15 protein-coding genes are annotated in these 14397 nt (G+C 68.9%); 6 read left to right on the plus strand and 9 right to left on the minus strand.

Annotated elements, in window-relative coordinates; genetic code table 11:
- Nucleotides 1-290 (minus strand): ribonucleotide-diphosphate reductase subunit alpha (locus JW876_03225; protein MBN1884522.1); only part of this gene is annotated, 290 nt, incomplete at its 3' end.
- A gap of 218 nt (nt 291-508) precedes the next feature.
- On the opposite strand from JW876_03225, the gene JW876_03230 reads away from it, so the two are divergent.
- On the plus strand, nt 509-1177 hold the full coding sequence (locus JW876_03230) for a hypothetical protein (GenBank protein MBN1884523.1): 669 nt from the start codon (nt 509-511) through the stop codon (nt 1175-1177).
- Nucleotides 1178-1189: 12 nt separating this feature from the next.
- On the opposite strand, the gene JW876_03235 is transcribed toward JW876_03230, so the two are convergent.
- Together JW876_03235 and JW876_03240 are read right to left on the minus strand one after the other, a co-directional pair.
- Nucleotides 1190-1981, minus strand: a complete 792-nt coding sequence (locus JW876_03235) for a serine/threonine-protein phosphatase (protein MBN1884524.1) — start codon at nt 1979-1981, stop codon at nt 1190-1192.
- A gap of 16 nt (nt 1982-1997) precedes the next feature.
- Nucleotides 1998-2450: a hypothetical protein gene (locus JW876_03240; protein ID MBN1884525.1), complete on the minus strand. Its 453-nt coding sequence runs from the start codon at nt 2448-2450 to the stop codon at nt 1998-2000.
- 278 nt (nt 2451-2728) lie between these two features.
- On the opposite strand from JW876_03240, the gene JW876_03245 reads away from it, so the two are divergent.
- Both JW876_03245 and JW876_03250 read left to right on the plus strand, forming a co-directional pair.
- A complete protein-coding gene (locus JW876_03245; protein MBN1884526.1) occupies nt 2729-3595 on the plus strand; it encodes a hypothetical protein in 867 nt (288 codons plus the stop codon).
- Nucleotides 3596-3623: 28 nt separating this feature from the next.
- On the plus strand, nt 3624-4310 hold the full coding sequence (locus JW876_03250; protein MBN1884527.1) for an HAD family phosphatase: 687 nt from the start codon (nt 3624-3626) through the stop codon (nt 4308-4310).
- A 136-nt stretch (nt 4311-4446) separates the two neighbouring features.
- On the opposite strand, the gene JW876_03255 is transcribed toward JW876_03250, so the two are convergent.
- The 6 genes from JW876_03255 to JW876_03280 form a co-directional block, all read right to left on the minus strand.
- Entirely contained in the window at nt 4447-5433 is a 987-nt protein-coding gene (locus JW876_03255) for a hypothetical protein (GenBank protein MBN1884528.1), read from the minus strand.
- Between the two features lie 169 nt (nt 5434-5602).
- The gene (locus JW876_03260; protein ID MBN1884529.1) at nt 5603-6934 is read right to left on the minus strand and encodes a replication-associated recombination protein A; all 1332 of its coding nucleotides are present in this window, start codon (nt 6932-6934) and stop codon (nt 5603-5605) included.
- Between the two features lie 4 nt (nt 6935-6938).
- Nucleotides 6939-7886, minus strand: a complete 948-nt coding sequence (gene glpX / locus JW876_03265; GenBank protein ID MBN1884530.1) for a class II fructose-bisphosphatase — start codon at nt 7884-7886, stop codon at nt 6939-6941.
- 12 nt (nt 7887-7898) lie between these two features.
- Complete coding sequence (locus tag JW876_03270) at nt 7899-8339, minus strand: zinc ribbon domain-containing protein (protein MBN1884531.1); 441 nt, start codon at nt 8337-8339, stop codon at nt 7899-7901.
- A gap of 73 nt (nt 8340-8412) precedes the next feature.
- On the minus strand, nt 8413-9717 hold the full coding sequence (locus tag JW876_03275) for a tetratricopeptide repeat protein (protein MBN1884532.1): 1305 nt from the start codon (nt 9715-9717) through the stop codon (nt 8413-8415).
- 36 nt (nt 9718-9753) lie between these two features.
- The gene (locus tag JW876_03280) at nt 9754-10242 is read right to left on the minus strand and encodes a tetratricopeptide repeat protein (GenBank protein MBN1884533.1); all 489 of its coding nucleotides are present in this window, start codon (nt 10240-10242) and stop codon (nt 9754-9756) included.
- Between the two features lie 359 nt (nt 10243-10601).
- Between JW876_03280 and JW876_03285 the strand changes: the two genes are divergently transcribed.
- The 3 genes from JW876_03285 to JW876_03295 are packed head-to-tail and all read left to right on the plus strand — an operon-like array spanning nt 10602 to nt 14390.
- Nucleotides 10602-11846: a T9SS type A sorting domain-containing protein gene (locus JW876_03285; protein MBN1884534.1), complete on the plus strand. Its 1245-nt coding sequence runs from the start codon at nt 10602-10604 to the stop codon at nt 11844-11846.
- A 22-nt stretch (nt 11847-11868) separates the two neighbouring features.
- On the plus strand, nt 11869-13713 hold the full coding sequence (locus JW876_03290) for a family 43 glycosylhydrolase (GenBank protein ID MBN1884535.1): 1845 nt from the start codon (nt 11869-11871) through the stop codon (nt 13711-13713).
- A gap of 50 nt (nt 13714-13763) precedes the next feature.
- A complete protein-coding gene (locus tag JW876_03295; GenBank protein ID MBN1884536.1) occupies nt 13764-14390 on the plus strand; it encodes an outer membrane beta-barrel protein in 627 nt (208 codons plus the stop codon).
- Nucleotides 14391-14397: the final 7 nt, after the last annotated feature.

Below are 14397 nucleotides of genomic sequence, written 5' to 3' on the forward strand. Positions count from 1 at the left end.
ACGAAGCAGGCGGAGAGCTGCTGGAGCTCGGCGCCGGCGTTCATCAGCGTCGGCGAATTGGGGAGGAACTCGAGGCTCGTCATGAGCCGGTAGAACTCCTCCTGCCACGTCTTCCGGTTGGCGCTGTCACCGTAGCGGCGCTCGGCCGAGGCGATGTTGTGCGCGACTCGCTGGAACATCTCCTCGGGCGTCTCGGCGAGCCTGCCGTCGATGTCCTTGCGCAGGTAGCGTCTCTCGACCACGCGGAGGGCGTTCTCGGAGAGGTGCGGCGCCGGCCGATCCACAGACATTCCAACCTCCGTTCCTTCAATGCCTTATCATATTGTGTCTGAATCGTGTATGTATCCCGATTGCGCAATATCTTGCGGCGAGGAGACTATGCCACACGACATATTGTGCGTCAACAGGAAATTTTCCCGGCCGTTTTTCGTGTACTTTCGGCCCGCCGGCACGTATACATACAGACAGTGGAGCGGCTGAACCCCGCCGACGATCAGGAAGGTGCGACGTGACGAACAAGAGATCGACCAGGGCCCGTGTTGCGGCCGTCGTCGCCGCGGCGGCGCTCCTCGTGCCCGCCGCCGCCGGCGCGCAGATCTTCGGGACGCTCACCAACGCGGCGATCGCCTCCGACGGCGAGGGCGGCGTCTTCATGCTGGGAGGCGGCGACGTCTTCCGCACCGGCGTCATGGCCCGATTCCGGACGACGAAGAACACCGACCTCGGCTTCCAGGGCGGCTACGACCGCATCGAGGGGGAGAACTCCTGGGGCGCGGCGGTCGACTTCAAGGTCTACATGATCGGCGGCGAATCGACGATCCCCGTCGATCTCGCCCTCGACGGCGCGCTCGGGCACCTGCGCTCCGACGATTTCACCCGCAACATCTTCCAGCTCTCCCTCCTCGCGAGCGGCATCCTCCGGGCCTCGACGGCCGTCTCCCTCGAGCCGTACGGCTCGATCGGCCTCAGGAGCTCCTTCTTCTCGAAGAAGGGCCCGCGGGGCGCCGACGGCCCCGGCGAGTGGCCGCGCGAAAACGACAGCGTGGACAACCTCACCGAGGCGCTCCTGCGCGGCGGCGTGCGGATCCATCTCTCCGAGGAATACCAGATTCTCGCGGAATTCGAGATCGGCGAGGATTCGTCGTGCTTCGGCGGCGGCGTGAACGTCGTCTTCTGACCCGCCCCCCGCTCAGCGCCTTCTCGCGACCACGACGGTGATGTTGTCCTCGCCGCCCGCGGCGTTCGCCGCCTCGACGAGGCCGGCGCAGGCGCCGCGCACCGAGCCGGCTGCGAGTGCCGCGGCGATCTCGTCGGCGCCGATCATCGAAGTGAGCCCGTCCGAGCAGACGAGGAGCACGTCGCCCAACTCGACCGGCAAGGGCGCCGAGACGTCGGCGGCGACCGATCCACGGAGCCCGACGGCCTTCGTGATGACGTTGCGCCGCGGGTGCTTCATCGCCTCGTCGTCGCCGATGAGCCCCTTGCGGAGCATCTCCCCCACCTCGCTGTGGTCGTCGGTGAGCTGCTCGATCGCGCCGCCGCGCAGGAGGTAGGCGCGCGAGTCGCCGGCGTGCGCCACGACGATGCGGTCGGGGAAGAGGATCGCCGCCGTGCAGGTCGTGCCGGCCACGGAGTTCCGGCCGCCGCCGACCTCGTCGAAGACGGCGCGGTTCGCCGCGGCGAACGCGTCGGCGAGCCGGTCGGCCGGGGAGGGTTCCTCCTCATCCTTCTTCCGCTTTTCGCCGGCGTCCCCGTCGTCGCGGAAGTACTCGTCGCCGAGGGCCTCGACGGCCGTTCTGCTCGCCCGGCCGCCCGAGAGATGCCCGCCCATGCCGTCGGCGACGACGACGAGTATCCCGCGGCGGCGTTCGAGCTCGGCCGTTTCCGGCTCGAACACCCCGAAATAGTCCTCGTTGCGCTCGCGCTCGCGGCCGCGGTCGGTGGCCGCCGCGATCTCCCACGCTCCGTTCGGTTCGGTCATCGGGTGGCCTTTCCGTTCAGTTCGAGCCCGGGCGCCGGGCCAGATCGATCGTCATCGGCCTGCAACCGGCGTCGAGAGCCTCCCGCACCGCGCGCCGCCCGCGCAGCTCGCCGGGAAGCCGCTCGGCCGGCACGATCCGGAAGCCGAAGCGTTCGAAGAAGCCGCCTGCCGGGCCGGCGACGACGAAGACGCGGTCGCAGCCGGTCGAGAGGAAGAGGAGCAGGTGGTTGACGAGTGCGCTCCCCGTGCCCTCCCCGCCGGGCCGCGCGGCGACGAGGTGGATCACCCCGTCGCGGTCGAGTCGTTCGGCGAGCGCGATCCCGAGCGGCGAACCGGCGCCGCCCAGGACGGCGAAGAGTTCGGCGTCCGGCGTCCAGCGGGCCGCCGTGCCGGTCTCCTCCACGAGCCGCGCGATCTCCATCCCGAGACCGGGCGTCGGCTCCGCGATCCTCACCACCTGTGCTGCCATGCGCATCGTTCCGGCCGGGGACGGTGCGTCCCCGCGGCGGATTTGTACGTTACCACGGCCGCGCGGCCGCCGCAACGACGAATCCCCCGCGCGGCCAGGCGCGCCGGACACGGCCGCACTCCCGCGGCCGCCGCATCCGCCGCCTGTCGCAGAACACCCGCCGCCTCTCGCAGGACACCCGCCGCCTCTCGCAGGACACCCGCCGCCTGTCGCAGGACACCCGCCGGACCGCTTGCCCCCCCGCGGGGGGCGTGCTAGCATGGGGACAGGAGGTGCCCGTGAAGCGTTCCTTTCCCCCGTACGGCTGGCTCGGCGTGGCGATCGTCGCCGTCGCCGAGTACCTGGTTTACCGCGGCGTCCGCGTCGTGGAACTCTACTTCACGCCGATCGCGTGGACGGGCTGGATACTCTTCGCAGACGCGCTCGTTCATCGCCTTCGCGGCGCCTCCCCGATCGCCGACCGCCGGCGCGAGTTCCTCCTCGCCCTGCCCGCGTCGATCGCCTGCTGGTACGTCTTCGAGGGGGTGAACCTGCTCCTCGGCTCGTGGTCGTACCACGCGATGCCCGAGCACACCGCGGCGCGCTGGCTCGGCTACGCATGGTCATACGCCACGATATTCCCGGCGATCTTCGTGACGGCGGCCCTCGTCGAGGCGCTCCTCGGCGACCGCCTCCGCGAACGCCGCCCGGTGGACCCCGGCCCGACAACGCAGCGGGTCTTCTTCTGGACCGGTCTCGCCCTCTTCGTCGTCCCGCTCCTCTTCCCCTCGCCGTGGCTCTGCCCGCTGCCGTGGATCAGCGCGCTCCTGCTCTTCGAGGGGATGAACGACCGCCTCGAAATCGGCTCCTTCTCAGCCGGCCTGCGCCGGGGCGATTACACCCTCCCCGTCTCCCTCCTCGTCTCCGGGCTTTTCTGCGGGCTGCTCTGGGAGGCGTGGAACTTCCAGGCGATCACGCGCTGGCACTACCACGTGCCCTACCTCCCCGGCGTGAAGCTCTTCGAGATGCCGGTCCTCGGCTTTCTCGGCTTCCCCCCATTCGCCCTCGAATGCTGGCTGATGTACCGGTTCGTCCGGCACGTGACGCCGATCGACACACCCGCCGACCTCCTCGACCGCCCCTGGCGGACGGGCGCCGGCGACTGACGCGCCCCGCGAACGGAAAGGAAGACCCGTGACGAACACGGATACGCTGAAAAGAATCCTCGACGGCGCGAAGGCCGTCATCTTCGATTTCGACAACGTCGTCGTCGACTCCGAGCCCTTCCATTACGAGGCCTACGCGGCGGTCTTCGCCGCGCACGGCCACACGATCGACCGCGACGACTACTGGCTCGAATGGACGTCGAAGGGGGGCGGCGCGGCGAAGGAGATCCGCCGATACGGCCTCGATCTCGATCCGGCCGCGATCCAGGCGGAGAAGGATCCGATCTACGCGGCGTTCTGCCGGGACGGCTCCGTCGCGCCCTTTCCCGAGGCGATCGAGACGGCGCGGCTCCTCCGGGGGGCCGGCTTCCTCGTGGCCATCGCCTCGGGCTCGTACCGGAGCGACATCGAGGCGATCCTCGAGGCGAACGACGCGCGCGACCTTTTCGCCGCGATCGTCGGCAAGGACGGCATCGCGCGGTACAAGCCCGATCCCGAGACCTACCTCGCCGCCTGCGCCGAGCTCCGGCTCGCCCCCTCGGCGTGCGTCGCCGTCGAGGACGCCGAGAAGGGCGTGAAGAGCGCCCGGGCGGCTGGAATGAAGGTGATTCTCGTGGAGACGGCGATCACGCGGGGGCTCTCGATCGGCGGGGCCGACCTGTCGCTTTCGGGCGTCGCGGAGCTGCGCGACCTGCTTCGCCGGATCCTCGCCTGACAAAGAAACCGGCGCTTTCGAGGTTGAACGCGGGAAGCGGGCGCAGGATCGCCTTCACCCGGATATTCGTCCGGACGCACGCCGACCTTGGGCCCGGTTTCTCCGGTCCGCGGGGAATGTCGCGCAGATCGACGGATCAGTCGAGACGCAGCTTGATGTCGCCCCAGCTCGAGCTCTCGACCGCGATCTCGCCGTCGGTGAAGGTCGTGTCCGTCGACTCGCACTCGACGAACCCGTTCTTCAGCACGGCGCCGTTGCCGTCGGTCGTCAGGGAGAAGGCGGCGTAGTAGAGGATCTGGCCGCGCGGCGCTCCCGTGTGGAAGTACTGCTGGTGCTCTCCCGGCGCGCTCGGCATGGAGACGACGAACTCGCCGTCCTCGTAGCCGGTGGGGAAGCGGTCCGTCCGGTACCGGAGGACCGTCGTATTGCCCGTGCCGGCGGTCCAGACGAGCTTGACCGAGAGGCCGAAGCCCGAGGAGGCCTCGAGATCCATCACCTGCACGTTCGGCTCCGGGCAGACCGGAGGCTGGCAGGTGTAGAGGTAGCTCGAGCCGATGTATGCGCCGTGCTGGGGCGGGAAGAGGTAGTGCTGATCGCCGTAGCCGTCGACGACCTGCATCTTGAAGAACATGCGGTTCGGCGTGAGCTCGACCCAGATCGGATCGACGCCCCGCGTCGGCACGATGAGGGCATAGCCGACGAGGACCGGGCCGCAGACGGGGCCGAACGCGGAGAGCTTGAGATCGAGGCTGTAGTAACCGTCGTGGACGGTGAGAACCTCGCTGTCCACCTCGAAGCCGTCGCGCGGGTCGAATCCCGCGATCGAGTCGTTGCTCTCGACGGCGAACCAGGCGGAGACGATCCCGTCATGGACGTTGTACGCGTAGATCGGCACCTCGATCGGCGATTCGCCGGGGACGAGCGACCGGCTGCAGTCGATCCCCTCGGGAATGGCCGAGACGTCGCCGAAATGGACGCAGAGACGCACGAGATAGTCGTACTTGAAGAAATCGGGGGCGAGCAGCAGCGATCCGTAGCACTGCGCGCGCGCGGGCGCGGGCACCGAGATGACCGTGGCCGCAAGAATCAGCAATGAAAGAAACAGGGCGTTCGCACTCTTCATGTTGTCATTCCTCCGTTGTGCCCCGTTCAGGTAATCGTTACCGGGCGAAACATGCACTCCGACACGCCAATTATCGCACAGCGCAAGGGAAAAGTCAAGCGAGGGAAAGAGGTTGCGGGGCCGCGCGGAAAGCGGCCGCCGGCGCGCCGCGGCCGCGGGTTCGCGGCCGTCATTCCTTCGAGTCGCGCCGCTCGGCGCGTTTGCGGCGCCAGTAGGCCATCCGCTTGGCGATCTCGCGCTCGAAACCCCGCTCGACGGGCTCGTAGTAGCGGCGACCGACGAGGCCCTCGGGCAGGTATTCTTGGTCGACGACCGCATCGGGATCGTCGTGGGGGTACCGGTACCCCTCGCCGTAGCCGATCCGTTTCATGAGACGCGTGGGAGCGTTGCGGATCCAGAGCGGGACGGGCAGGGGGCCGCGGTCGCGCACGTCCTTCGCCGCCGCGGCGTAGGCGACGTACAGCGAGTTGCTCTTCGGCGCCGCGGCGAGGTAGACGACCGCCTGCGCGAGGGCGAGGCTCGCCTCGGGCATCCCGATGAACCGGACCGTGTCGGCGGCGTCGAGGGCCGTCCGGAGCGCCTGGGGATCGGCGTTGCCGATATCCTCCGATGCGAAGCGCACGAGGCGGCGCGCGACGTAGAGCGGGTCCTCCCCCGCCTCGAGCATCCGGGCGAGCCAGTAGAGCCCCGCGTCGGCATCGCCGCCCCGCAGGCACTTGTGGAGGGCCGAGATGATGTTGAAGTGCCCCTCGCCCCCCTTGTCGTAGAGCAGGTTGCGCCGCTGGAGGGCCTCCTCGAGAATGCCGCGCGTCAGCAGGATCGGCCCGGCCGACTCGTCCATCGAGCTCACCGCCATCTCCAGCGCGTTCAGCGCCGTCCGGGCGTCGCCGCCGGCCAGCTCGGCGAGGTAGGCCAGGTCCTCCGGGGCGCAGGAGACGTCGAGCGATCCGAAGCCGCGCTCGGCGTCGGCCAGGGCGCGTTCGAGGAGCCGGGCGACGTGTGCGGGACCGAGCGGCTCGAGGACGAAGACGCGGCAGCGCGAGAGGAGCGGGTTGATCACCTCGAAGCTCGGGTTCTCCGTCGTCGCCCCGATGAGGACGATCGTGCCCTTCTCGATGTGGGGAAGGAAGGCGTCCTGCTGCGCCTTGTTGAAGCGGTGGATCTCGTCGACGAAGAGGATCGTCCGGCTCCCCCCCTCGCGGAGCTTCAGGTCGGCCTCGGCGACGATGCGCCGGACGTCGGCGATCCCGCTCGTCACGGCGGAGAAGAAGACGAACCGTGCCTCGACGGAGGCGGCCACGAGGTGCGCGAGCGTCGTCTTGCCGCACCCGGGCGGCCCCCAGAAGATGACGGAGGACTCGAGCTGGCCCTTGTCGAGTATGCGCCGGAGGATCTTCCCCTCGCCGACGATCTCCTCCTGGCCGACGAACTCCTCGAGCGTGCGGGGGCGCATCCGCTCGGCGAGCGGCGGCGTCACCTCGCGTTCGAAGAGATCGTTCATGCGCTCACGAGTAGTCGGGTGCCTTGTCGAAGAAATGTTCGGTCCTGAGATACCGGATCGTGCCCGACTTGCCGCGGAAGACCACGCTGTCGGTGATCGCGCCGCCGGGCCGGAAGCGCACGCCGTCGAGGACGTCGCTGTGCGAGACGCCGGTGGCGGCGAACATCACGTTGTCTCCGCCGACGAGGTCGCGCTCGGTGTAGACCGTGCGGTACTCATCCGGAAGGTCCCGCGCGTCGATCCCCTCCGCCGGCACGAGCCGGCCGCGGAATCCCCCCCCGATGCAGGCGAGGGCCGCCGCGGCGATGACGCCCTGGGTGGTGTCGCCGATCCCCATCAGGACGTCGACGCCCGTCCCCGGGAGGGCCGCCGCGATCGCGGCTGCGAGATCGCCGCTGCGCAGGAGCTCGATGCGCGCCCCCGCGCGCCTGACCTCCTCGATGAGCCCGCGGTGCCGCTGCCGGTCGAGGATCGCCACGGTCAGGTCCTCCACGTAGATGCGTTTCGACTGGGCGATGGCGACGAGGTTGTCGAAGACGGAGGCCTCGAGGTCGATCGCCTCGGCCGCCTCGCCGTCGACGGCGATCTTGTCCATCCGGGGCGCGGCGAAGTTGCGGAAGGCGCCGCGCGGGCCGAGCGCGATCGCCGAGACGGCGTTGGCCTGCCCGTCGGCCACCGAGTCGATGCAGTCGAGGGGATCGAGCGCGACGTCGACCTCGGGCTCCTCGCACGTGCCCACCGTGTCGCCCGCGCAGAGACGCGACGACGCGCTCAGCCGTTCCTCGCCGATGACGATGTGGCCGGTGATCTTGACGCCGCGGATTGCCAGTTCCATCGCGCCGACGGCCGCCGCGTCGGCGGCCGTCGGATCGCCCTTGCCGAAGAAGCGCGCCGACGCGAGCGCGGCGGCCTCGGTTACCCGGACGAGTTCGAGGGCGAGGTTGCGGTCCACCGCTGCCTTTCGTTACAGCTCTTCGAACGTGCGATCGACCTCGGGCTCATCCACGTCCGCATACCCGTTGGGGGGCAGCGGAGGAAGCATGCCGTTCAGGTCCTTCGCCATCTGGTACTGATGTATGGCGAGCACGATCGGGAGCAGCGGATACGCGAACCCCACGGACAGCGGGATGGCGAAGATCTGGATGGCGAAGGTCAGCCAGAACCAGTTCCACTGCCCGAGGTAGATGTACCCGACCGGTCCGAGGAAGATCCAGCCGAGGAAGAACCCGATCGCAGCAGCGACACCGGGACTCTTCTGCTCGTCGACAGGCTTCAGCCGGGTGACTTCCCACGTGTGGTAGAGCTTGCGGGAGAAGGTCTCGCCGTTCTCACGCTGCTTCTTGCCGCACCCGGGGCAGTACTCGACGGCCTCCTCGATCTCCCTGCCACAGTGTCTGCAGAACATCGCGTTACCTCCGTTCCTGGAATCTCCATCTATCTATACGATTCCAGTCGCGGTGTTGTTTCAGGGGGGGATTCTACCGCATGCCCCGCCGCGGCACAACCCCTTTCACCCGACGACGCATCTCATCCGTCGCCCGTTCGAGCTGTTCGAGATTGTATGCGGCGGTGGCGTTCTCCGGATCGATCTCGAGCGCGCGGCGGAGGAGGTCGCCGGCGATCGCCAGCTCCCCCCGCGCCGCGCGGATGACGGCGAGATTGACGAGGTAGATTGGCTCGTCGGGGGCTGCCTCGTTCGCCCGCAGCGACCAGGCGAGGGCCGCCTCGTTGTCGCCGAGCGCGTGGTGGCACATCGCGACGCGGTCCATCGACTCGGCCGTCGGCGGCAGCGCGCCGAAGAGGTCGAGGGCCTCCTCGAACCGCTTTGCCGAGAAGAGGACGCGCCCGAGGCGCAACCGCACGGCGTCGTCGTCCCCGCCGCCGAGGAGCCCGCGCAGGACGGTCTCGGCGTCGTCGAACGAGCCGAGCCTGCGCCAGGCCTCGGCGAGGTTCATGCGCAGCGTCCGCTCGCGTTCTCCGCCCGGCGGGACCCGCTCGAGGATCGCGGCCGCCTCCCGGGGGCGACCGGCCCGCAAGAGCAGGAGGGCATACTGGTAGGAGAACTCGGGATCGGCGGCGCCGCCGGCCGTCGAGGCGGCGAGGAGGCTCTCCGCGCGGACCGGCTCGGTCTCCGCGACGAGCAGCCCCTCGAGGCCGAGGAGCCATGGATCGCCGGGGCGCTCGGCGAGCCCGCGCCTGACCTGGTCGACTGCCCGGTCGTAGCGCTCCATCTTCATGCAGGCGACGGCGATGTTCCGCCGGACCGTCGCGCGGTCGACCCCGTCGCAGAAGAGGAGGGCCTCGTCGAATTCGGTGATCGCGCGGCCCGTGCGGCCCATCCGCATCAGCAGGACGGCGAAGTCGAGGTGGCTCGCGCAGGCCTCGTAATCGAGGATGATCGCCCGTTCCCACGCGGCGACCGCCTCCTCGGGGCGGTCGAGGCCGGCGAGCGATCGCGCCCGCTGCGCATGGAGGCGCGCGTCCGCCTCGCCTGCGGCGAGGGCGCCGTCGACGAGCGCGAGCGCGTCGCCGTACTGCGCGGTGCCGACGAGCCACTCGATCCGCCGGTCGAGCGCGGCTCGCTCGGCGTCCCACTCCCTCCCCGCGGCTCCCGCCCGGGGCCCGCCGCCGCAGGACACGGAAAGCACGGCGAGGGCGAAAAGCAGCAGGACGAGGCCCGGTGCGGCCGCGAAGCGGGACGCGGCCGCGGCGTGACGCGGGGGGGCGCTCCCGCGGCAGGGACCGGCCGGGCCGGTCGCGCGGTCTGTTCGTCGGAATGGCATGACAGGGTGGATTCTAGAGGGCGCGGGCGCCGGGCGCTACTGCTTTTTCAGTTCCTGGCTCCGCCAGCAGGAGATGCGGTGGCGCAGCTTGCCGAGATAAACGTTCAAGGGATGATTCCGCGGGAGGAACTTCAGGACCGGCCGTCTGCGGACGCCCATGCGGGAAAGCTCCAGGGCCGCCGGGGCGTTGGTGTTGTCCATGCGGTAGGCCCGCATGAAGTGCTCGCGGGCCTCCTGGCGCTGTCCCCTGCACAGCAGGACACGTCCCATGTTGACGTACATCATCGGCTCCTTCGATCGCATCGCCGTGGCCGTCATGCACATCTTCTCCCCCCCCTCCACGTCGCCCCGCATCGCCACGCAGACGCCGAGGTAGGAGAGATAGAGCGGGTGGTTCGGGGAGATCTTGAGGGCCTCGGTGAGCAACCCCGCGGCCCGCGCGTACTTGTTGCGCCTGAAATGGATCTCCGCCTTGCGGAAGAGATCGCGCGACTCGAAGGTCTCCGTGTCGAGCGTCGTCGTCAACTCGCATGCTCCTTCGAAATCATTGCAGACTACAACACGGCCCGTCCGGGGACCGGGGGGCGCCGCAAGACACAACTCGTTGCGCGGCAGGGTATTGACTCCGCAGAACGCCGCCGCCCCACCGTGACCTTTGCAAAAACCGTTCCCGGCCGAGGGGCCGGCAGGCAGGGCCCGCGAGGCGGCCCGCCTCGTTGCCGGCGGAGCGGGCGGCGGAGCGGCCGGCCGGGGTTGATCCCGACCTCGTGCATATGTTTGACGATTGACTTTAACTCCTTTGTCAGGTATACTTTGTTTAACATATGGGTTCCTTTTTACGGCTCCGACTACACGACATCGCATCGATAAAAGGAAGTGCAGACGTGACAGGTACGATCTCGAAGGGTGTTGTCCTCGCCGGCACCTTTTTGTTTTTTGCGGCGACGGCGTTCGCGGGAACGGTCGCGTCCGTGCAGCTCGTCGGCAGCGTCGACGGCGTTGCGTGCGATCCGGCCGACCCGGAGAACGGCATGGAGCGCGCCGGCGACCATCTGTGGCGGAAACTCCAGCTGGTGAGCGGCGCGGACGGCGTGGACACCGTCTATTTCAAGTTCACGAAGAACTGGGAATACTACCCGCAGCACTGGGGCTACGACCACGTGCGGGGCTGGGGCTACGCCCGGTACGACTTCGACCCGCCCTGGATCGTCTCCATACTCGACGACGGCTACTACTGGTTCTGGTTCGACGACTCGCTCGAGACGTACGGGATCGACCGCCCGACCGGCCTGATCGAGGGCACGCTCACCTGCGGCTCCGAGTGCGGCGTACCCGACGGAGCGAAGATCGACCTGATGACCGCCGAGGCCGAGTTCGTCGGCCGCTTCGACGAGTTCGCCGACCAGGAATACGCCTTCGCGCACCTGCCGGCCGGCCTCTACGTGCTGAGCGCGTCGGCGCCCGGCTACCGCGACACGACGATCACCGGCGTCCTGCTCGGCAACGGCACCGCGGAGTGGGTGCCGATCAGTCTCAGCGCCACGACGGGGGTCATGATCTCGCTCTACGCCTGCGAACGGATCGACGGCGGTGTGATGATCTCCTGGTGCACGGACTGCGGAGGCACCGGATCGAGCTTCGACGTCTACCGCGGGCAGAGCCCGGAGTTCGCCTCCTGCGTGAAACGCAACGCCGCGCCCGTCTACTCGACGGGCGACTTCCGCTATTTCGACGAGGTCGAGGACCCGGCGGTCGACCACTGGTACTTCATCGTCGAGACCGGCGTGTCCGATCCGTCGGTGGCCGGACCGCTCTTCGTCGAGGGATCGGTCCCCTCCTCGCGGAACGCGCTCCACCAGAACTACCCGAATCCGTTCAACCCCGCCACGACGATCCCCTTCTCGGTGGGTTCCGGGACAAACGGGGGCTCGCCGGTGCGCATCGCCTTCTACGACGTCAGGGGACGGCTCGTCGATGGATATTCCCTCGGCGTGAAGCCGCAGGGAGACCACGAATTCAGGTGGAACCCGTCTCTCTCCGGGCATCGCGACATACCGTCGGGAGTCTACTACTGCAGACTCGTCATCGGTAAGGAGAGCTTCACGCGGAAGCTCATCCTGCTTCGCTGATCTTACCCGGGGAGGGCGAGAGGTGCACCGCCCGCTCGACAGACCGGCTCCCGCGGCGCGGGGCGCCGCCATCCTCCTCGCCGCGGCGGCGATCCTCGCGTGCGCCGGCGGCGCGGGGGGCTTCGTCGGCTACGACTTCGAACAGGCCGTCTTCGCCGATCCCGGCTTCATCGTGAAGGACCACTCCCTCGTTTGCATCGACGGCCTCTGGCACCTCTACTACATCCGCGGCGACCAGACGAGCTTCGGGCATGCGACCTCGGCCGACCTCGTCGTCTGGAAGATCCACGACACCCTGCTCGAGACCGGCCCCGGCGACGAGGACGCCTTCCAGATCTGGGCCCCCTGCGTCGTTGCCTTCCCCCCCGCAGAGGGATACTGGCTGATGTACTACACGGGCGCCAACTGGAGCGCGGCCCAGCGAGTCTGCCTCGCCATCTCGATCGGCCCCGACGCCTGGACGAAGGCCCTGCCGCAACGCTTCACCCCCTTCCACGGCGACACGTCGTGGACGCGCTGGCACGCCGACGAATGGTCGAACTACCGCGACCCCGCCTTCTTCGAGAAGGATGGCGTCTACTACCTCCTCAACACGGCGATGACCCGCGACAACCTCGGCTGCATCGCCCTCGCCCGCTCCACCGACCTCTTCACGTGGGAGGACGCCGGCCCCCTCTACGTCCACGACAACTGGCACGCGCTGGAAAGCGCCCGGCTCGTCGAGCGTAACGGCCGCTACCATCTCTTCTTCACCGAGGAGGGCGTCGGCGGGGTCTCACACCTCTCCTCCGACTCCCTGACCGCGGGATGGAACATCATTTACCGCACGATCGTCGATCCGGGCGCGGCCGCCGAGATCGTCGACATCGGCCTGCCCGACCGGCAACTGATCTCCCGTCACTCGTACTACCCCGCCCCCGTCGGGGAGGGCCTCTCGACGATCCGCGTAGACACGCTTCGCTGGAACGGAAACGACCCGGAGGTGGCGATCCCCGATCCGCCCGGGCCGGGGTGGTCGGTCCTGTGGGGCGACGCCTTCGATCACCAGCCGGTCTACGGCGACAATCCCGCCTGGCGCGGCGCGGACACGACGGCGATCGGATTCGAGGGAAACTGGTGGATCGGCACCTACGAGAGCTTCGCCGGCCCCCTGCGCGGCACGACGCCGGGGCAGGCGCAGGGAGACGCCCCGCGCGGCGCGATCCGAAGCGACGCGTTCACCGTCACCGGCCGCTCGATGCGCCTCCTCGTCGGCGGCGGCGACAGCCCCGACTCGCTCTACGTCGCGCTCTGCGACGCGGCCACCGGCCGCGTCCTCCTGCGCGAGACCGGCCGCGGCACCGATGCGATGGACGAGCGCACATGGGATCTCGAACGTTTCGGCGGACGCGAGGTCTACCTCGTCATCGTCGACGACAGCTCGGCCCCCTTCGGCCACATCAACGTCGACGCGATCCGCGAGCTGCCCCACGCCATCCCGCCCGACGACACGGTCGTTCCCCGCCGACCCTCCCCGAAAGATCCCGACCGCCGCATCGAGCCGCTCGCCGGGCCGGACGCGAACGGCGATCCCGGAACCGACGCCCCGCCGATTTCCGCGATCGGCGCCTTCCCCAACCCCTTCAACCCGGCGACGGAGATCCGCTTCGCCTGCCGGCCGGGGGCGGCTGTCGCCGTGTCGATACACGACGTGGCCGGGCGCGAGATCCGGCGCATCGACGGACGGGCCGGCGGCGGGGGCCGCGGTTCGGTCCGCTGGGACGGCCGGAACCGCGCCGGGTCGGTTGTCGCCGCCGGCGTCTACACGGCCCTCCTGCAGGTCGACGGACGTCCCGTCGCCCGCGCGAAGCTCGTGCTGATCCGCTAGAGGCGGGATTTTCGATGACCGCGCCGCGGGCGTATGCTATCCTGCATGCCATGAAACGGACAACGGCACTCGCGGTCCTTCTCCTCGTCGCCCTCGCCAGCCCGGTCGCCTCCCAGGGGATCAAGGGCCGGGAGCTCTTCGGCGTGCGCATCGGCGGCGTCTTCTCCACCGGCGCCTTCAAGGACGCGTTCGGCGACGGGACGGAGATCGAGCTGCACTTCATCGAGGGGATCACGCCGCGCTTCGGCGTCTCCTTCTCCCTCTCCTCGCACGATTTCGGGGACTCCAAGGACCGCATGAAGAACATCCAGTTCATCAACCTCGACCGCGACGTCGATCTCCAGGTCTATTCGGTCACCGTGGGCCCCCTCCTCATGGGCGGTCTCGGCGGGCGGATGCGCTGGACGATCGAGTGTGGCGCAGGGCTCTACGCGGTGAGCGCCGTCATCCCCACCGGCATCTACGAGGGAACGGTGACCGACAACCAGTTCGGCTTCTTCGGCGGCGCCGGGCTCCTCTACCGCATCACCGAGCGCTGGCTCGCCGTCAACCTGAACGCGAAGTACCACTACTTTCTGTCCGGGGACGAGTACCGCGACACGATCTGGTTCTACACGGGCGAGGAACGAACCGCCTTCTACCAAATCGCTCTCGGCGTGATGCTCTTCACCGGCTAGCGCGCCC

It is taken from the genome of Candidatus Krumholzibacteriota bacterium (genome assembly GCA_016931295.1).
In the GTDB taxonomy this organism is placed as follows: domain Bacteria; phylum Krumholzibacteriota; class Krumholzibacteriia; order Krumholzibacteriales; family Krumholzibacteriaceae; genus JAFGEZ01.

What these genes read in the sequence shown, in the direction of transcription:
- JW876_03275 (MBN1884532.1), bottom strand. Translation starts at nt 9,717, where the DNA reads ATGCCATTCCGACGAACAGACCGCGCGACCGGCCCGGCCGGTCCCTGC.
- JW876_03235 (MBN1884524.1), bottom strand. Translation starts at nt 1,981, where the DNA reads ATGACCGAACCGAACGGAGCGTGGGAGATCGCGGCGGCCACCGACCGC.
- JW876_03270 (MBN1884531.1), bottom strand. Translation starts at nt 8,339, where the DNA reads ATGTTCTGCAGACACTGTGGCAGGGAGATCGAGGAGGCCGTCGAGTAC.
- JW876_03260 (MBN1884529.1), bottom strand. Translation starts at nt 6,934, where the DNA reads ATGAACGATCTCTTCGAACGCGAGGTGACGCCGCCGCTCGCCGAGCGG.
- JW876_03255 (MBN1884528.1), bottom strand. Translation starts at nt 5,433, where the DNA reads ATGAAGAGTGCGAACGCCCTGTTTCTTTCATTGCTGATTCTTGCGGCC.
- JW876_03295 (MBN1884536.1), top strand. Translation starts at nt 13,764, where the DNA reads ATGAAACGGACAACGGCACTCGCGGTCCTTCTCCTCGTCGCCCTCGCC.
- JW876_03240 (MBN1884525.1), bottom strand. Translation starts at nt 2,450, where the DNA reads ATGGCAGCACAGGTGGTGAGGATCGCGGAGCCGACGCCCGGTCTCGGG.